This is a genomic window from Thermocatellispora tengchongensis (genome assembly GCF_014202315.1).
GTDB classification, from domain to species: Bacteria; Actinomycetota; Actinomycetes; order Streptosporangiales; family Streptosporangiaceae; genus Thermocatellispora; species Thermocatellispora tengchongensis.
This window is the reverse complement of sequence record NZ_JACHGN010000013.1, coordinates 111,317-129,534: the sequence shown is the minus strand read 5'-3', so window position 1 is coordinate 129,534 and position 18,218 is coordinate 111,317. Positions and strand designations below refer to the sequence as shown.

Genomic DNA, 18,218 nt, shown 5'->3' with positions numbered 1-18,218 from the left:
GCTAGATGAAGGGGTCGAAGTCGTCGAGCAGTTCCACCGGACGCCCCCGGCGCGGCAGCGCGGCGATGTCCAGGTTGGCGCGGTGCCGCGCGCAGTGGAACCGGCAGTCCGCGCGGGGGTTCACGACGGTGGTGTCGGCCTTGGCCCACATCTCCGCGAAGGACATCGCGTTGATGTCGCCGATCTTGGCCTTCTCGTTGCCCCGGTGGTAGGGGCAGACGTACACGCCGTTCGGCGTCACCGTGGTCCGCAGCTCGGCGACGTGGCAGGTGGAGTACTCCTTGGGCTGCACCGGGTCCAGGTCGTGGTGCACCGCCTCCCAGTTGGAGGAGCCGAGCAGGTGGAACGAGCCGTCCTCCAGCTCGCGCAGCCGGGCGAGCTGCTCCTCCACCAGGGCGATGTCGGCGGGCGACTGGTTGACCGTGAAGTGGTTCTCATCGAGCATCGCCTTGAGCTCGAAGTAGTCGCAGCCCAGCTCCTTGGCCAGCCGCCCGGCGGCGTACACCTCGTGGTAGTTGGTCTCGGTCACCGCGCCCGCCGCGTCGCGGCGCTGCATGAGCAGGAACGAGTAGCCGAGCGCGCCGCGCTTGCGCTCGGCGAGCGCCCGCATGTTGTCCAGGATCAGCGGGAAGACGCTCGTCTTGCGGCGGCTGGGCCGGAACCGGTCGTAGGTCTCCATCGTGGCGGCGTCCACCGACACCCGCGTCCATGAGACCATCTCGGCGATCTCGTCCAGGTAGCGGCCGATGAGCGTGCCGTTGGTGACCAGCCCGACCTGGACACCGGCCTGGTGCAGGACGGTGATGACGTCGCCGATCGAGCGGTGCATGAGCGGCTCGCCGCCGCCGATGAGGATCACCGCCCTGACGCCGGAGCCGGCCAGCTCGTGGGCGAGCTCCACGATGCGGTCGCGGGAGAGCCCGCCCTTGTGCAGCACGCCCGCGCTGATGCACTCCGGGCAGGCCAGGTCGCACAGCGTGGTCGGGTCGAGATCGACCACCACCGGCGCGGCCGGCCGGCGCCCGTGCGCGACCGCCTCCACGCTGGGGTAGATCGAGCGCTGGTACAGCTTGCCCACCAGGTCGAGGTTGCGCTCGATCCTGTCGGTGCCCAAAGTGCGCACCTGGGTGAGGGTCATGCCGCCTCTCCCTCCTGCGCGCACTCCGCGGCGAAGCGGTCGATGCGGCCGATCGGCTCCTCCGGCTTCCAGCTCAGCGGCGGGATGTGGGCGTTGACCAGCTCGCCGTCCTCGCGCAGCGCCGAGGCCGGAGGGTGGCGCAGGTGCAGCAGCGGGTCGTCGTAGCTGTCGTAGGCGTTGGCGAAGTCGAAGCGGTAGTTGAAGTCGATGTCCTCACCGCCCCAGCCCTCGTACCGCTCGTCCATGCCGTGGATGCGGTGGAAGGCGGCGGCGCGCACCCACAGCGAGCAGCCGGGGCCGCGGCGCAGCGTGAAGCCGCGCAGGCGGTCCAGATCGGGCTCGGCGGCGCGGTCCCACAGCCGCTCCCTGATCGCCCGCCCGCTGGAGGGGGTGTCCAGGCACAGCATGTTGCGGTAGGTGAGGTGGCCCATGGTGCCCGGCCGCTCGAACCGGACGGCGTTGCGCCGTACGAAGTCGCGGTCGGCGAGCACGTCGGCGTCCAGGATCGAGATCACCTCGCTGCGGCCGGGAGAGTGCACCACGCCGACGTTGACCGTCCACGACTTGTTGAAGGTGCTCGCCTTGGGGGCGAACAGGTAGTTGTCCGTGTAGGGCCGGATGACGTCCCGCCAGCGGGGCACGGAGTCCGACTCCACGACCGTGACCTGGTAGCGGTCGCGGGGGAAGGACTGGTCGCGCAGCGACTGCAGGCAGGCCAGCAGGTTGCGCAGCCGCGCGCCGCCGGTGTCGCGGTCGCGGAACGGGATCACGACCAGCACCTCGGGGTCGGCGCCCGCCGGCAGGCCGGGCCCTGGCGGCAGGGCTCGCAGGTCGTCGGCCGTGACCGTGGGCTCATCGCGGGTGTAGCGGGCGCCGATGTGGTAGCCCAGGCGGTTGTTGCACTCCGACTCCCACGCCAGGTCGAAGATCGCGCGGGTGGCGGGGCCCTGCCGCTCCGGCGCCGTCAGCGCCTCGTGCAGGGCGGCGTGCAGTTCGGGATCGCCGGGGTCGTCGTGCAGGGCGCGGCCCAGCGAGCTGATGACGGGATCGGCGGCGGTGGTCACCGCCTCCACCACGGCCGAGGTGTACGGGCGGGCGCACTCCCAGTAGTACAGGCCCGAGCTGGGCGCGTCGGGATCGGCGGCCACCACGATGGAGTGGACCACGGCGGTGGCGAGGATATCGGGATCAGAGGGTCGCAGGCTTGGCATCGCCAGTTCCTTCCGGTGTCAGGGGAGGCCGCGCGCCACCTCGAAAGCCTAGGAACGGCGGCGGCGGCGGGGGATGCGCGGCGCTACTCCATTCGCGCCGCGCGGTTACTCAACTGGTACGGCGGAGCCGGTGATCATGCCGGCGCCGACCGTCTGGTTGCTCGCCTCGTCGATGAGGATGAGCCCGCCGGTGAGCCGGTTGCGGGAGTAGGGGTCGCAGAACAGCGGGCGGGCGGCGCGCAGGCGCACCCTGCCGATCTCGTTGCGGCGCAGCTCGCCCACGCCCCGCTCCCGGTGCAGGGTGTGCACGTCCAGCCGGTAGCGCAGGTCGCGCACCAGCGCCCGCGCCGTACGGGTGGTGTGCTTGACCAGCAGCGTGGCGCCCGTGCGCATCGGCCGCTCGCCCATCCAGCACACCATCAGGTCGAGGTCCTGGACGGCCGCGGGCGCGTTGTGCGGGCGGCACAGCATGTCGCCGCGGGACACGTCGATGTCGTCGGCCAGCCGCACGGTGACCGACATGGGCGGGAACGCCTCGGCCAGCGGCCCGTCCATGGTGTCGATGCCCGCCACGCGGGTGGTGATCCCGGAGGGCAGGTGCAGCACCTCGTCGCCGGGGCGCAGTGTGCCGCCCGCGAGCTGCCCGGCGTAGCCCCGGTAGTCGCGGTGGGCGCCCGAGCGCGGCCTGATCGCGTACTGCACCGGGAAGCGCAGGTCGACCAGGTTGCGGTCGGAGGCGATGTGCACGGTCTCCAGCAGGTGCAGCAGCGGGCCGCCCTCGTACCACGGCATCTCGGGCGAGCGGGTGACGACGTTGTCGCCGTGGAGCGCCGAGATCGGCACGAACGTCACGTGGGAGGTGGGGAGCTTGGCGGCGAACGCGGTGAACTCGGCGGTGATCCGCTCGAAGACCTCCCGGCTGTAGCCGACCAGGTCCATCTTGTTGACGCACACCACGATGTGCGGCACGCCGAGGAGGCCGAGCAGCACCGCGTGCCTGCGGCTCTGGTCCGTCAGCCCCTTGGTCGCGTCCACCAGCACGATGGCCAGGTCGGCGGTCGCCGCGCCGGTCACCATGTTGCGGGTGTACTGCAGGTGGCCGGGGGTGTCGGCGATGATGAACTTGCGCTTCGGCGTGGCGAAGTAGCGGTAGGCGACGTTGATGGTGATGCCCTGCTCGCGCTCGGCGCGCAGCCCGTCGGTCAGCAGGGCGAGGTCGATGCGGTCGTCGCCGCGGGCCAGGCTGGCCCGCTCCACCGCGTCGAGCTGGTCCTGGAAGATCGATTTGGAGTCGTACAGCAGGCGGCCGACGAGCGTGCTCTTGCCGTCGTCGACCGAGCCCGCGGTCGCGAACCGGAGAATGTCCATGGTCAGAAGTAGCCCTCCCGCTTGCGGTCCTCCATGGCCGCCTCGCCGGCGCGGTCGTCGGCCCTGGTGGCGCCGCGCTCGGTGATCCGGGTGGCGGCGATCTCCTTGATGACCGACTCGACGTCGCCCGCGGTGGAGGAGATCGCGCCGGTGCACGTCATGTCGCCCACCGTGCGAAAGCGCACCGTCGCCTCGTACACCGGCTCGTTCGGGCCCGGCGTCAGGTACGGGTTCTCGGCCAGGAGCATGCCGTCGCGCTCGAACACCCGCCGCCGGTGGGCGAAGTAGATCGAGGGCACCTCCAGCCCTTCGCGGGCGATGTACCGCCACACGTCCAGCTCGGTCCAGTTGGACAGCGGGAACACCCGGATGTGCTCGCCCGGCCGGATGCGGGTGTTGAACAGGTTCCACAGCTCGGGCCGCTGGTTCTTGGGGTCCCACTGCCCGAACTCGTCGCGGAAGGAGAAGATCCGCTCCTTGGCGCGCGCCTTGTCCTCGTCCCTGCGGGCGCCGCCGAACACCGCGTCGAAGCGGTGCTCGGCGATGGCGTCGAGCAGCGTGGTGGTCTGCAGCCGGTTGCGGCTCGGCCACCTGCCGCCGGGCTCGCTCACCCGGCCGGCGTCGATGGACGCCTGCACCGACGCGACGATGAGCCGGACGCCGATCTCGGCTGCCCGCCGGTCCCGGTAGGCGAGCACCTCGGGGAAGTTGTGGCCGGTGTCCACGTGGACGGCCGGGAAGGGGATCGGCGCGGGCCAGAACGCCTTCTCGGCGATCCGCAGCATCACGATGGAGTCCTTGCCGCCGGAGAACAGCAGCGCCGGGCGCTCGAACTCGGCGGCCACCTCGCGGACGATGTGGATCGCCTCCGATTCCAGCGCCTCCAGGTGGGAGAGCTGGTAGCCGGTCGCCATCTCGGTCACCCCAGCCCTCGCGTGTTGCCGCCGTCGGCCACCAGCACCGTGCCGGTGACGAAGGACGCCTGCTCCCCGGCCAGGAACGCGGCGATCGCGCCGAAGTCCTCCGGGTCGCCGACCGTGCCGAGCGGGATCTCCGCGGTGATCTCCTTCAGCGCGGTCTCCTTGTCGGGGGCCGGGTGCGCCTCCAGGAACGTCTCGAACGCGGGGGTGCGGTGGCAGCCCGGGGCCAGCACGTTCACCGTGACGCCGCTCGCGCCCAGGGCGTGGACCAGCCCCTTGGCGAAGCCGAGCAGGCCCAGCCGGGCCGAGGCGGACAGGGCCGTGCCGGGCAGGGGCTGCCGCACCGCCTCGGAGGTGATCATCAGGATGCGGCCCCAGCCCGCGGCCCTCAGGTGGGGCAGCGCGGCCAGCGCCGTGGTGACGTGCGGCAGCATGGAGCCCTCCAGCGCCTCCCGGTACTGGCCGGGGGTGAAGGCGTCGGCCGGGCCGTGCGGCACCCCGCCCGAGTTGGTCACCACCACGTGCAGGGCGCCGAGCTCCGCGGCGGTGCGCTCCACCCAGGCGGTGACGGCGTCGTCGTCGCGCAGGTCCACGGGGGTGCTCAGCACCTTGCCGGGGCCCGCGGCGTCGACCTCGGCGTGGGCGCGGGCCAGCCGGCCGGGGTCGCGGGCGGCGATGGACACGTGGGCGCCCTCGCGGGCCAGGGCGCGGGCCACGCCGAGCCCCAGCCCGCTGCTCGCCGCGGCGACCAGGGCGACCCGCCCGGTCAGTCCGAGGTCCATCCCAGTTTCTCCTTTCCGATCGCGTTGTTTCCGATCGTGTTGCTTCCGGCCGCGCCGCCTCCGATCGCGCCGCCTCCGATCGCGCCGCCTCCGATCGCGCCGTCTCCGGCCGAGGTGGGCGCCAGCGGGTAGCGGTAGCGGCGCAGCAGGGGCAGCGCGAGCGCGGTCGCGGTCACCCTGTGCCGGCGCGGCAGCTCGGTGCGCCAGCGCTCGTCCGGGCGGATCGCCACCTCGCCGTGCCGGAGCCGGTCCGGGTTGCCGGTTACGGTGTGGTTCACGCCGAGGCGGACGATCCCCGCCCCGTCCACCGGCGGCGCGTCGTCCAGCCCGGCGAAACCGATCACCCGGGCGAGCGTCTCGGCCGGGCGGCGGGCCAGATCCTCGTGGCGCACCCGCAGGTAGCGCTCCGGGAAGGCGGCGCCGACCAGCTCGGAGGCCAGGTTGAACGCCGTCCAGTAGGCGGTGCTCGCCGCCGGGCCCATCGGCGAGATGTACTGCTTGCCGCGGTGGTAGGACAGCGCGGTGGCGCGCGGGTCGCGTACCACGTGCAGCACCCGCACATCCAGGTCAGCGCGGCCGAGCAGCGCCGCCGCCTCGGCGGGGTACTTGGAGCCGTCCACCACCAGCCGCTCCCCGCCGCGGGCGGCCAGCTCGCGGTACAGGCCGGCCATCCGGTCCAGCACGCCCGAGACCGGGGCGGGCGCGGCGCCCGCCCTGGCCTCGGCCAGCCTGGCCGGAGTGTGCCGGGTGCGCAGCAGGCGGCGCTGCGCGGCGGTCATCCGGCGGGCCAGCGCCTCAGGCTCGCCGGACGGCTCGCCGGTCGCGGCGAAGGCCAGCACCGACGACCACAGCGGGCAGGCGCGGACCTGCTCGCCGCAGCCGCAGACCGAGTTGGTGCCGGTGCGCAGCACCCCGTTGCGCCACAGGTAGTGCAGCTCGCCCGCGTGCAGGACGCCGGGCAGCTCGTTGAGCACGTTGCCCACCAGGGTGCTGCCGCTGCGCAGCCAGCCGGTGATGTAGAGCACTCTCGGCCGGTCGGTCATCCCCGCTCGTCCTCCTCTCCCGGAGGCGACAGCAGCAGGAAGTGCTGGGGCAGGTGCACGGCCAGGCCGACGCGGGCGGAGGCGCGTACGACGTCCTCGCCGCCGGGGCCGGCGTTCCTGCGCAGCGTGAGGGCGGACTCGCCCGGGTCGAGCAGCGTGACCGCGGCGCGGAAGTCGCCGAGCAGCGCCTTGCCGCGCGGCATCATCCGGGTGCGGGCCACCCTGATGCCCACCTCGTTCAGCCTGGCGAGCGTGCCGTCGCGCACCAGCCGCCAGTACAGCTCGGGGTGGGCCACGATCCCGTCGCAGGACCCGCCGGTGTCCTCGACCCGCGCGGCTGCGGCGGTCAGCGACGCGCCCACGTCCTCGCCCAGCACGCCGGTGCGGATGTCGGGCAGGGTGAGCAGGCCGCCGATCCGGCCGTCGGCGGTGCCGTGCAGCAGCGACTCGTTCTCCACCACGCCCATGCGGACCAGGACGCGGTAGTCGACGAACGCCGCCAGCAGGGCGGGCTCGCCGAGCAGGCCCTTGGGCAGCGGGACCTCGACCACCAGGTCGGTCAGCTCGGCGTGCTGGACGCTCGGCCCGAAGCCCGACTCCGGCGTGCTGGCGTAGGTGTGGCCCGGGACGTCCATGCCGGGCTGCGGCGCCTCCCACACGTACGCGGTGGGCCGGTCGCTGACGCTGGCCACCTTCAGCAGGTGACGCACGGTGTAGCGGGGCCGGGTGGCGAACAGCGGGAACGCCGAGGGCAGGTACCCGCGGATCGGGACGGTGACGTCGCCGCCGTCGCCGTCGCGGGCGACCGCCCAGGCGAACTCCTCGCCGGGGCTGCGCCGGGTGAGCGCCGGGTCCGACAGGGTCTGGCGGGTCACCTCGGCGATGGCGTTCGCCTGGCCGGCGTTCGTCTGGCTGTGAATCGTCGTCATGTCGCTCCCTGGGTGAGGGTGGGGGTGAGGCTCGCCGCGGTCAGCACCGCCTCGGCGGTGAGCCCGAGCGCGGCGAGGGTCTCGTCGTGGTCGCCGCCCTCCGAAAGCCATGAGGTCCCCGCGTTGACGCTGAGCACCTCGTGGCCGGGCAGCAGCAGCGCGAGGGTGGAGGCGACGCCGCCCGCGCCCCGGTGCTCCTCGACCACGACGATTCGCCGGGCCGAGGCCGCCAGCTCGCCGGCCGCCTGCGCCAGGCTCTCGGCGTCCACCCAGCACAGGTGGGCGTGGGAGAGGTCCGGGCGCTCCCGCGTCGCGGCCGAGCACAGCCCGGCCGGCTTCTCGCCGATCGACACCAGGCAGGCGGGACCGTCGCCGCGGTGGACCCAGCCCACCTCGCCGGGGCCCGCGGGCGGGAACGGGGCCTCGTACGGCTCGTTGCGCGCCAGCCGCACGTAGCAGGGGCGGTCCTGCGCGGCGGCGGACCTGATGACGGCGCGGGTCTCGGCCTCGCCGCACGGGACCGCGATCCGCACGCCGGGCAGGCTCTGCACGACGGCCAGGTCCTCCAGGCCGTGGTGGGTGGGGCCGAACCAGCCGCCGGACGCGCCGCCGTACGGGCAGACCAGGACGACGGGGGCGCCCTGGTAGCCCAGGCCCAGCTTGACGCTCTCGGCGGCGCGCCAGGTGCCGAAGGCGGCGAAGGTGCTCAGGAACGGGCGCAGCCCGGCCGAGGCCAGCCCGGTCGCGATGTCGACCGCGGCGGCCTCGGCGATGCCCAGGTTGAGGAACCGCTCGGGGAAGCGCCTGGCGAAGGGATGGCCGGCGCCGCCGAGGTCGGCCTCCAGGCACACGATGCGCGGGTCGCCGGCCGCGAGCGCGGTCAGCTCCTCCTTGTACGCCTCGCGCCCGCTGAGCGTCATCGCGCCACCGCCTTCCACTGCCGGGCCCTGGCCGGGCTGATCTTCACGTAGTGGGAGGCGGCCTTGCCCTCCACGGCCGGCACGCCTTTGCCCTTCACGGTGGCGGCGAGCACTGCCGTGGGCCGCTCCCGCGGGACCAGCACGTCCATCAGCTTCTCGATGTCGTGGCCGTCGATCTCGATCACCTCCAGGCCGAAGGCGGCCAGCCGCTCGGGCAGACGGGTCAGCGGCGAGATGTCGGCGACGGGGCCGTCGTTCTGGCCGCCGTTGACGTCCACCACGACGGTGAGCCCGCCGATGCGCTTGGCCTGGACGATCTGCAGGGTCTCCCACACCAGGCCCTCCTGCAGCTCGCCGTCGCCGACGACGGCGATGGCGCCGCCGGGCGCGCCGAGCAGGCGCCGCGACAGCGCCCAGCCGGCCGCGTACGCCAGCCCGTGGCCCAGGCTGCCGGTCGGGAAGCGCACGCCGGGCACCTTCGGCGAGGGGTGCCCGGTATACGGCGCGCCCGCCTTGCCGTAGAGCGGCGCGGGGTCCTCGGCGATGACGCCGACCTGGTGCAGCACCGCGTACAGCGCGGCGGCGGCGTGGCCCTTGCTCAAGACCACCTCCACGCCGGGCCTGTCCTGTGCCACCGTGTAGGCGGCGACCAGGATGTCCAGCACCGACAGGCTGCCGCCGAGGTGGCAGCCCACGCCGCTCGCGGCCATGTCCACCACCGACCGGCGGGCGCGCAGGGCGCGCTCACGGGCCAGGTCGATCGGGTTCATCTCTCCTCCCCCACCGTCGCGGCCTGCAGCGGGGCGCCGTCGCGCAGCCAGCGCCGTACGGCCTCGCCGAGCACCGCGACGGCCAGCCGGTACTCGGCGGCGTCCAGGCGCTCGTGCGGGGTGTGGTCCAGCGAGGCGTCGCCCGGCCCGTAGGCCACCATCGGCACCCCCTGCCAGGTCGTGGCCAGGGTGTTCATGTCGCTGCTGCCCTTCTTGGCCAGCATCCGGGGGGACGCGCCGGTCACGGCGCGCGCCGCGCGGATGAACGCCTTGACCAGCGGGCTGGTCCTCGGGGTGGCGACGGCCGGGGTCTGCAGGATCATCTCGACCTCGACCGGGGCGGGCGCCGCGCGGCGCAGCGCCTCGGCCACCTCGGCCGTGCGCAGGCCCGGCGGCACCCGTACGTCGATGACCGCCTCGCCCGTCTGCAGCCCGTCGCGGCTGCCGGCGCGCAGGCCGAGCACCGCGAAGAGCGTGTCGGCGCCCAGGCCCGCGATCGCGGCCTCCGCCGCGGCGACGGCGTCGGCGACGCGGCTGGCGGCGGTCCTGGCGGCCTTGCCCGCGGTGTGCGCGGTGGGCTGCGCGATGCCGAGGCGGGCCTTGCACACCCCGTGGTAGCCGACGGTCAGCGCGGTGGCCCCGCTCGGCTCGCCGACGATCACGGCGTCGGCGGGGTAGTGGTCGCGTACGTAGAACGCGCCCGCGGCGGTGCGCTCCTCCTCGACGGTGCCGACGACCCGTACGGTCGCGTCGCCGGGCACCTCCAGGGCGGCCAGGGTGTCCAGGAACGCCGCCAGGCTGCCCTTGGCGTCCACGCAGCCCCGCCCGGTGATCGTCTCGTCGTCCCAGCGGGCCGGCCACAGGTGCGGCACCGTGTCCATGTGCCCGAGCAGCAGCAGCCGCCGGGGGCCGGAGCCGCGCGTGGCCACCAGATTGCCCGCCGGGTCGATGTGCGCGTCGATGCCGTGGGCGGCGCACCAGCCGGCGAGGTACTCCGCCAGCTCGCGCTCGTCGCCGGAGACCGAGGCCAGCTCGACCATCCTGGCCGGCAGCTCCAGGTCGGGCGCGGGGGCGGGGGCCCGCCAGAAGCGGGTGCCGCCGCGGGCGTCCACGGTGTGCGGGCCGGTGATGGCGATGTCGGGGGTGCCGGACAGCGCCAGCTCGGCGGCGCGCACCTTCTGCCGCATCCTGCCCCCGGCGTAGGCCATGCCCTGGCCCGCCGTGGCGTGCGGGAGCGTGCTGGTGGGGTCGCGGGGGTCGGTGAGCAGGCCCGCCGTGCCCGTCACCAGGCGCAGGTGGTCGGCGCGGAGCGCCACGGCCGCCTCGGCGGCCAGCACGTCGGCGTCCACGTTCAGCGCCGCGCCCCCGTCGGTGGCCGCCACCGGCGGCGACAGGCACACCACGTCGAAGGCGTCCAGCAGCTCCGCCAGGCGTGCGGCGTCCACCTGGGCGACCGTGCCCGCGCGGTGGTCGCGCACGAAGCGCTGCCTGCCGCCGTCCACCGCGCGGATCGGGCCGTTGGGCGTGGCGGTGACCAGCCCCTCGACCCGCCCGGTGGCGGCGAACACCGACAGCCCGCGACCGCCCAGCTCCTGGCGCACCCGGGGCAGGGTGATCTGCTCGTAGGCGTCGATGATGTGCTGCATCTCGTCCGGCGGGCAGTAGCGCACCTCGTCGCCGCCGCGCAGGACCAGCGTCCTGACCGGCCGGCCGATGAGCGCGTAGTGCAGCGAGATGTCGGCCGCGCCGCCGGTGACCACCAGCAACCGGGCGCCGCGGGCGCGCAGCTCGGCCAGCTCGTCGTAGACCCGGGCGTGGCGCAGGGTCGAGCTGCCCAGCTTGACGACGTACAGCGCGCGGTACGGGTTGACCTCCTTGAGCGCGGTCGCGCCGTACCCGGGGGCGTCGGTCACGGCCATGGTCCCACCTCCGGCAGGCCGAGCGTCTCCTCAAGACCGAAGACGCGGTTCATCGCCTGTACGGCCTGGCCCGCGCCGCCCTTGATCAGGTTGTCCAGGGCGGCGACGGTCACGCAGCGGGAGCCCTCGACCGACAGCCCGACCTCGGCCGTGTTGCTGCCGACGACGGTCTTGAGCATGGGGAACGTCATCGGGGAGCGCCCGCCCGCGACGCGTACGAACGGGGCGTCGGCATAGGCCCTGGCGAAGGCCCGGCGCACCTCGCCGGCCTCCACGCCGGGCCGCAGCCAGGTGTACGCCGTCGCGAACACCCCGCGCGAGACCGGCAGGCTGAACGCGGAGAACTGCAGGTCGGGCTTGACGCCGGTCAGGGTGCCCAGCGCCTGCCCGATCTCCGGCGCGTGCCGGTGGCCGTGCAGGCGGTGCACGCGCAGGTTGCCGTACCGCAGCGCCGGGTGCTCCGCGCTGCCCGCGCCGCCGCCGCTCGATCCGGTCTTGGCGTCCACGACCGCCCTCGGCTCCACCAGCCCGTCCGCGAACAGCGGGTACAGGGCGTACAGGCCGGCGACGGCCATGCATCCGGGCAGGTTGACCACCGGCTCGCTCGGCCTGGGGCCGAACTCGGGCACGTAGTAGGGGATCGGCTGGCGCCAGCCGCCGGCCGACTCGGGGTAGTGCTCGGCGATCTCGGCCGGGTCGCGCAGCCGATAGTCCCCCGCGAGGTTCAGCACCAGGTCGGCCTGGCCGCTGACCTCGTCGAGCACGCCGGGCAGCACGCCGTTGGGCAGGCAGGAGAACGCCACGTCCACCTTGGACACCTTGGACAGCTCCTCCAGGCCGCGCAGCCGCCGCCCGGCCAGCCGGGAGTTGCGCAGCCCGGACACCACCTGGCCGAGCGGCCTGCCCGCGTGCTGCTGTGAGGACATGAACGCCACCTCGGCCTGGGGATGGCCGGAGAGCAGCCGGATCAGCTCGGCGCCGATGAAGCCGCTCGCGCCCAGCACCGCGACCCTCATCCGCTCGCTCATGCCGCCATGTCCTTCCGCTCGGTGAGCCGCCCGGCGCGCTCCTCCTCGATGGCCGAGCGGACGAAGCGGGCCAGGAGCGCGGGGATGTCGACGCCGTGGACCGGCACCGACTTGGCGAACTCGGGGTTGGTGTTGACCTCCAGCACGTACAGGCGGCCGGTCTCGGCGGACTCCACCAGGTCGATCCCGTAGAACCCGGGCCCGAACAGGGCGACGACCCGCGAGCACAGCTCGGCCGACCGGTGCGACAGCGGGATCGGCTCGATGCCGCCGCCCAGGTGGGTGTTGGTCCGCAGGTCCTGGCTGACCTGCCGGTAGGCGACGACCGGGCGGTCGCCGACGACGATCACCCGCTCGTTGAAGCCGGGCTTGGGCACGTGCTCCTGCACGATCACCGGGAAGGAGCGCTCGCCCGGGTCCACCGCCTCCCAGCCGCCGCTCCAGGCCGCCAGCTCCGCGGGGGTGGTGACGCGTACGACGCCCCGGCCCCACGAGCCGCTGACCGGCTTGATCACGGCGTCGCCGCCGAGCGCCTCGACCTGCTCGCGCACCTGGTCGGCGGAGAAGGCGATCCGCGTTTCGGGGTGCGGGACGCCCGCGCGGGCGAAGGCGAATGCCTGCAGGTCCTTCGACAGGCACAGTCGCACGGCGTGCGGGGTGTTGAGCGTGGGGACTCCGGCGTGCTCGAACCGGTCCGACATTCCCCGGAGCTCACGGTGGGAGAGGTTGCGCAGGATGACCAGCCGGGGCGCGAGCGCCCCGTCGTTGAGGAACGCGGTGGTGTGCCGGGGCTTCACCGCCCGCGCGGTCAGACCGGCCGCGCGGAGCGCCTGGAGGAGCATCCGCTCCTCCAGGCGCGTGATCGTGACGGAGACCAGCACGTCCGCGCGGGGCTCACTCACCCCAGTCCTCCTCGATCTCCGGCGCGAGGTCCAGCTTGACGACCGGGGCGACGTCGAGCACCTCGTGCTCCTGGCCGCAGCCGCGGCAGGTGAGGATGTCGCCCAGCTCGGCCTCGGCGGGCACGTGGATCTCCGTCTCGCACTGCAGGCACGCGGGAGCGGCCGTGGTGTTCGCCATGGGAACTCCTCGAAGTGGTGTGATGTGACAGAGTGGTTACTCGCGGTCGAAATCGACGATCATCATGTCCCGCACGGCCCTGGGCCCGCCGCTGGGGCTGATCGGGGTGACCTCGTGCTCCATCAGGCGGTCGTCGATCACGATGGTCTGCATCGGCTCGGTGAGCGTGGTCTCCGCCTCCGGCCGGCCGGCGCCCTTGCGGTAGACGCGGCTGACGCCGCCGGCGCAGTGCTCCCGGTTGATCAGATGCATGATCACGTAGTCGTGGCCGTCGCTGTGGCGGCCCTCGGGGGCCGGGGCGGAGGTCTCGTCCCCGGTGGCCAGGATGCGGATCATGTGCACGGTGATCCGCCAGGTGGGGGCGTCCCCCTCCAGCCGCCTGACCAGCCCGAGGTCGTGCTCCAGGGCGGAGCGGAAGCAGATGTTGTCGTAGGTCTCGGCGGTGATGGGGGCGAAGGTGCGGGCGTGGCCGCCGTACACCGAGTTGATCTCGGCGCTCTGGAAGAAGGCGCCGTGCGGCGCCCGTTCCATCGTGACCCCCGCGCCCGTGCCGCCGCGGGCCAGCAGGTGGCCGATCCGCCGGTGCCGCGTGGTGCCGTGGCTCCTGAGCACGTAGCGGTCGGCCGGAAGGTCCTCCCAGTGCTTGGCGAACTCGTTCCATTCACTGGCGACGGAAATGGGCAGCCGGCCCAGGGCCCACCCATTCTCCGCGATCTCTTCCCTGCGTGGGGTGATTTCTGTGACGCGCATTGAGCTGCTTTCTCTCGATGGGATCGCCGTGCCAGAAATGGCGGAAACTCGTCCGCGTCCCACGGTAAGCTCCGCAGCGCCGGCGATTAACCCCCGGCAATGCTCTGTTCGCCCAGGTGGGGCTACTCAACGCGCCCAGGAGCATTACTCACGATCCATCGGCGTGAGCGGCTAAGAGAATGGGATGTGACGGATTCACATGGACCGGGTGACCAGCGCACTGGCCTCCCCGCGCGACCGAAAAGACAATTGTTTTCGACAATCGCATTCGACGGCATCATGAGAGGCACCATGTTGCTGGAAGCCGCGCCCGTGCCCGACGAGCGCACCCCGCTGTACGTGCCGCGGTCCTGGGTCGCGATGGCCGAGCTGGGACGGGCGTTCGTCGGCAGGAGGACCGAGCTCGGCCGCATCGCCGCGGCCATGCGGCACCCCGACCTGTCGGGCGCCGCGCTGATCGGCGAGGGCGGCGTCGGCAAGAGCCGCCTGCTCACCGAGGCGGTGCGGCAGGTGTGCCGGCGACACCACTTCGTCGTGTGCGCCGCCGCCTGTCAGGCCACCTCCTCCGTGCCCTTCGGCGCCTTCGCGCAACACCTGCCGCCGGAGTTCACCGGCACCGCGTTCAACGGCGGCTCGCTGCGCCTCGCGGCCGACGCGCTGATCGGCCGCGCCGGCGGACGCAAGCCCGTCCTGGTGATCGACGACGTCCACCTGCTAGACCCGGCCTCCCTGGCGCTGGCCTTCCAGATGGCCCGCAGGCACGAGGCGTTCGTGCTGGCCGCCACCCACAGCGCCGAGGCCGTCCCCGACCCCATCACCGGCCTGTGGACCAGCGGCATGGCCGAGTGGATCGAGGTGCGCCCCTTCAGCCGTGAGGAGGTCGGAGAGGTGCTGGAGCACGCCCTCGGCGGCCCCGCCGAGGGCATGCTCGTCCAGCGCTGCTGGGAGGCCACCGGCGGCAAGGCGTTCCTGCTCCGCGAGCTGGTCGCCGCCATGCTGGAGACCGGGACGCTCGCCCCCGCCGACGGCGTGTGGCGCGCGAGCGGCCCCTTCCCCGTGACCCTCCGCCTGGCCGGCGTGGTGGACAGGCGGCTCGCCGGCCTCGGCGACGACTGCCGCAGGGTGCTGGAGCTGCTGGCGTTCGGCGGGCCGCTCAGCCCCGACGTGCCGGCCCGGCTGGTGTCCCGCCCCGCCGTGGAGGCCGTCGAGGCGCTCGGCATCGTGGAGGTGACGCGGCTCGGCGACCGCGAGCAGGCGCGCCTGACCCCCTCCCTGTACGGCGAGGTGCTGCGCGCCCGCACTCCCCGGCTGCGGGCGCGCCGGGTGCGCGAGGAGCTGGCCGCCGCCTTGGAGGCCGGCCCGCACGCCCGCGAGGACCTGCGCAGGGTCGTGGCGTGGCGGCTGGAGAACGGGGTGCGTCCGCCCGCCGAGAGCGTCGTCGCCGCGATGAGGGACGCCTGGGCGCACCTGGACCACGAGCTGAGCGCCGAGCTGGCCGCCCACGCCGTCGCGGCCGGGCAGGGCACGCGGGCCGCCGAGCCCCTCGGCTACGGGCTGATGTTCCTCGGCCGCGCCCGCGAAGCCGAGGAGCGGCTCGCCCGCCTGCCGCGCCCGGCCGCCGAGCGGGACCGGGCGCGCCTGGCCTGCGTCCGCGCGTTCAACCTGGCCTTCGGCCTCGACAGCGTACGCGCGGCGCGGGCGCTGCTGCACTCAGCGCTGCGCGACGTCGCCGGCGTGGAGTCCCGCGCCGAGCCGGCCGCCGTGCTGGCCCTGCTGGACGTCGCCACAGGGCGATGCCGTGCCGGAGCCGGCCTCGCCGAGAAGGTCATGGCGGAGGCGCCGCACGACTCGCGGGCCCACTGCGTCGCCGAGGTCGCCCGCGCGGTCGCCTTGGCGTTCCTGCGCCCGCCGGAGGAGAGCTTCCCCGCGCTGGAGCGGGCCCGCGAGCCGGCGCTGCGCCACCAGGCCGAGCTGCCCTGGCTGGAGTTCTTCCTGGAGCTGGGCTGGGTGCACGCCTGCCTGCTCACCGGCGACTTCCCACGGGCGCAGGCGCGCGCCGCCGCGGCGTACGACCGGGCGGTGGAGCGCCGCTTCCCCTTCGCCATCGCCTGGTTCTGCCTGCTGCGCGCGCTGGCCGCCAGGGCCCGCGGCGAGCTGCGCGAGCAGCTCCACCGCTGCCGCGAGGGCGTCGCCATCGCCCGCGAGCTCGGCAACCGCGGCCTGCTGGCCCTCCTGCTCGGGCAGCTCGCCCACGGCCTGGCGCTGTCCGGGCAGACCGCGGCGGCGCGCGAGGCGCTGGCCGAGGCCGACGAGCCGGCCCAGCGGTCGCTGTGGCTGCTCCAGCCCTGGACCGAGCTGGCCCGGTCCTGGGTCGCGGCGGCCGGCGGCTCCCCCGGCGCCTCCGCCATCGCCGAGAGGGCCGCGGCGCTGGCCCGCGAGTCGGGCGCCGCCGGCTTTGAGTCCCTCGCCCTGCACGAGGTGGCCAGGCTGGGCGAACCCGGGCACGTCCTGGACCGTCTCGGCGAGCTGGCCGGGCGGGCCGGCGGGGACGCGGCACCGCAGTACGCCGCGCACGCCGCGGCCCTGGTCACGGGTGACGGCGACGCCCTCGCCGCCTCCTCGGCCGGCCTGGAGCGGCTCGGCAGCCCCCTGCTCGCCGCCGAGGCGGCGGCCGAGGAGGCCAACCGCCACCGCGCGGCCGGGAACCTGGCCGCCGCCGCGGCCGCCGCGGCCCGCGCGCTGCGCCTGGCCGGGCCGGACGGTGCCCGCACTCCCGCGCTTGAGGCCCTGGAGCGCCCCCGGCTCACCCGCAGGGAGCGTGAGATCGCCGAGCTGGCCGCCGCAGGCATGTCCAGCAAGGAGATCAGCCTCCGTTTCGTGCTGTCCGTGCGCACGGTGGAGAACCACCTGCAGCGCGTCTACCGCAAGCTGGGCATCGGCGACCGCGCGGAGCTGGCGTCGCTGCTCGACCTCTTCCACCCCGGCTCCCACCCCGCCTCCGGCGGCGACATGAACAGGGCGGCGTGATGTACCTCGGTCTTCTCTCCCTGGTCGAATGGACGATACGTGCCCGCCGGGACCAGTTCCCTCCCGGCTTCCCTCCCGGCGCGCGCCGGCGGCGGCAGATCGAAACCCCCCGGCCGCGACGGTCCGGGAAGGCCCCGGACCCCGACCTCCGCACGCCGTCGGGACGGCGCCTGCCCTTCTGACGTTCACAGCGCGCCGGGCGGCCGGGGACGAACAGACATCCGCGTGGTGTGCCTGCGTCGTCACCCTGACCGGGACCGGCCCCCTGGGCGCGTAGTGGCATGGTGCGGGGGCCGGGCGGCCCGGCGCTCAGCGTGACCCGTCCCGCTCTTGGACGAGGACGCGGCGGGCGGGTCACGGCGTCGGGGCGCGGACGTGGTGCGGGACACCATTCGGGCCCCGGCCTGGTCCGGTCACAGCCCCAGATGAACTCGCAACCAGGCGGCCATCCGCCGGATCGCCGCGTCCGCCTCGGGAGCGCGGCCCGCCAGGAAGGCGAAGGAGTGCTGCATCTCCGGCACGATCTCGCAGTGAGCGTCCACCCCCGCGTCGCGCGCGTTCTTCACGAAGCGTTCCGTGTCGCTCACCAGCGTCTCGTGCGCACCGGTGTAGATCAGCGTCGGCGGGAAGCCGCGGAGGTCGGCGTACAGGGGGTTGGCCAGGGGCGTGTCGGGCGGTGTCGCGCCCAGGAAGGCCGCCCGCATCGTTTCCAGGATCGGCCGCTGTACGACCGCGTCGAGGTGGGCGAGGGTGTCGAACGTCTCGCCCGTCAGCTCCATGTCGTACCAGGGCGACATCGGCATCACGGCCGCGGGCATCGGGTCTCCCGCCTCGCGCAGCGCGAGCGCCATGCCGGTGCACAGATTGCCACCGGCCGAATGCCCGACGCTGGCGATGTGCGCGGGCTCGAACCCCTGGTCCAGCAGCCAGCGGAAGGCCGCGACCGACGCGTTGATCTGGGCCGGGAACGGGTTCTCCGGGGCGAGCGGGAAGTCCAGGACCAGCGCCCGGGTGCCGGCCGCCTTCGCGATGTGCCCGGCCATCTTGCGGTCGGTGTACATCGAGCACACCATGAAGCCGCCCCCGTGATGGTGGATGAGCACGCGATCGTCGGCCCGCCCGTCGGGAAGACACCAGATCGCAGGGGTTCCTCCCGCGTCGACCTCGGCATAGCTCACGCCCTCGGGCTCCGGGGTCACTCGATGCAGCTCCTCGAAGAGCGTTCTCATCGCCGCGAGGTCCATGTCCGGCCGTGCCGCCGAGCGCTCCGACAGCGACTGGTACATCGACCGCAGCGCGTCGGCTTCCTGACTGGCCATGCCATTGTTTCCTT

Annotated in this window: 16 protein-coding genes; 1 reads left to right on the top strand and 15 read right to left on the bottom strand. The window is 73.9% G+C overall.

Annotation, left to right across the window (positions count from 1 at the left end; genetic code table 11):
- Window position 1: 1 nt before the first annotated feature.
- The 14 genes from HNP84_RS28485 to HNP84_RS28420 all read right to left on the bottom strand — a co-directional run bounded on the left by HNP84_RS28485 (window position 2) and on the right by HNP84_RS28420 (window position 13,858).
- Window positions 2-1,138, bottom strand: coding sequence for a radical SAM protein (locus tag HNP84_RS28485; protein WP_185053032.1), 1,137 nt, complete (start codon window positions 1,136-1,138; stop codon window positions 2-4).
- Window positions 1,135-2,349, bottom strand: a complete 1,215-nt coding sequence (locus HNP84_RS28480) for a glycosyltransferase family 2 protein (protein ID WP_185053030.1) — start codon at window positions 2,347-2,349, stop codon at window positions 1,135-1,137. Before HNP84_RS28480 ends, HNP84_RS28485 begins: the two co-directional genes overlap by 4 nt.
- Window positions 2,350-2,454: 105 nt before the next feature.
- Window positions 2,455-3,723 (bottom strand): sulfate adenylyltransferase subunit 1, encoded by a 1,269-nt coding sequence (locus tag HNP84_RS28475; RefSeq protein ID WP_221336899.1) that lies wholly within the window; start codon window positions 3,721-3,723, stop codon window positions 2,455-2,457.
- Window positions 3,720-4,631 (bottom strand): sulfate adenylyltransferase subunit CysD, encoded by a 912-nt coding sequence (gene cysD, locus HNP84_RS28470; RefSeq protein ID WP_185053181.1) that lies wholly within the window; start codon window positions 4,629-4,631, stop codon window positions 3,720-3,722. The genes HNP84_RS28475 and cysD overlap by 4 nt, the downstream gene beginning before the upstream one ends.
- A gap of 5 nt (window positions 4,632-4,636) precedes the next feature.
- The gene (locus HNP84_RS28465; protein ID WP_185053026.1) at window positions 4,637-5,419 is read right to left on the bottom strand and encodes an SDR family NAD(P)-dependent oxidoreductase; all 783 of its coding nucleotides are present in this window, start codon (window positions 5,417-5,419) and stop codon (window positions 4,637-4,639) included.
- Window positions 5,404-6,462: a sulfotransferase gene (locus tag HNP84_RS28460; RefSeq protein ID WP_185053024.1), complete on the bottom strand. Its 1,059-nt coding sequence runs from the start codon at window positions 6,460-6,462 to the stop codon at window positions 5,404-5,406. Before HNP84_RS28460 ends, HNP84_RS28465 begins: the two co-directional genes overlap by 16 nt.
- Window positions 6,459-7,391 (bottom strand): family 3 encapsulin nanocompartment shell protein, encoded by a 933-nt coding sequence (locus HNP84_RS28455; protein ID WP_185053022.1) that lies wholly within the window; start codon window positions 7,389-7,391, stop codon window positions 6,459-6,461. Before HNP84_RS28455 ends, HNP84_RS28460 begins: the two co-directional genes overlap by 4 nt.
- Window positions 7,388-8,311: a transketolase family protein gene (locus tag HNP84_RS28450; protein WP_185053021.1), complete on the bottom strand. Its 924-nt coding sequence runs from the start codon at window positions 8,309-8,311 to the stop codon at window positions 7,388-7,390. The genes HNP84_RS28455 and HNP84_RS28450 overlap by 4 nt, the downstream gene beginning before the upstream one ends.
- A complete protein-coding gene (locus HNP84_RS28445) occupies window positions 8,308-9,081 on the bottom strand; it encodes a thiamine pyrophosphate-binding protein (protein WP_185053020.1) in 774 nt (257 codons plus the stop codon). The genes HNP84_RS28450 and HNP84_RS28445 overlap by 4 nt, the downstream gene beginning before the upstream one ends.
- Window positions 9,078-11,000, bottom strand: coding sequence for a M20/M25/M40 family metallo-hydrolase (locus HNP84_RS28440; RefSeq protein WP_185053018.1), 1,923 nt, complete (start codon window positions 10,998-11,000; stop codon window positions 9,078-9,080). The genes HNP84_RS28445 and HNP84_RS28440 overlap by 4 nt, the downstream gene beginning before the upstream one ends.
- Entirely contained in the window at window positions 10,991-12,028 is a 1,038-nt protein-coding gene (gene argC / locus HNP84_RS28435) for an N-acetyl-gamma-glutamyl-phosphate reductase (protein WP_185053016.1), read from the bottom strand. The genes HNP84_RS28440 and argC overlap by 10 nt, the downstream gene beginning before the upstream one ends.
- Entirely contained in the window at window positions 12,025-12,930 is a 906-nt protein-coding gene (locus tag HNP84_RS28430) for a RimK family alpha-L-glutamate ligase (RefSeq protein ID WP_312925877.1), read from the bottom strand. Before HNP84_RS28430 ends, argC begins: the two co-directional genes overlap by 4 nt.
- Window positions 12,923-13,108 (bottom strand): lysine biosynthesis protein LysW, encoded by a 186-nt coding sequence (locus HNP84_RS28425; protein WP_185053014.1) that lies wholly within the window; start codon window positions 13,106-13,108, stop codon window positions 12,923-12,925. The genes HNP84_RS28430 and HNP84_RS28425 overlap by 8 nt, the downstream gene beginning before the upstream one ends.
- Window positions 13,109-13,144: 36 nt before the next feature.
- The gene (locus tag HNP84_RS28420; protein WP_185053012.1) at window positions 13,145-13,858 is read right to left on the bottom strand and encodes a 2OG-Fe dioxygenase family protein; all 714 of its coding nucleotides are present in this window, start codon (window positions 13,856-13,858) and stop codon (window positions 13,145-13,147) included.
- A gap of 291 nt (window positions 13,859-14,149) precedes the next feature.
- Between HNP84_RS28420 and HNP84_RS28415 the strand changes: the two genes are divergently transcribed.
- Entirely contained in the window at window positions 14,150-16,885 is a 2,736-nt protein-coding gene (locus tag HNP84_RS28415; protein ID WP_185053011.1) for a helix-turn-helix transcriptional regulator, read from the top strand.
- 413 nt (window positions 16,886-17,298) lie between these two features.
- Here HNP84_RS28415 and HNP84_RS28410 read toward each other — a convergent pair whose 3' ends face one another.
- Window positions 17,299-18,204: an alpha/beta hydrolase gene (locus HNP84_RS28410; RefSeq protein ID WP_185053009.1), complete on the bottom strand. Its 906-nt coding sequence runs from the start codon at window positions 18,202-18,204 to the stop codon at window positions 17,299-17,301.
- Between the last annotated feature and the right edge of the window lie 14 nt (window positions 18,205-18,218).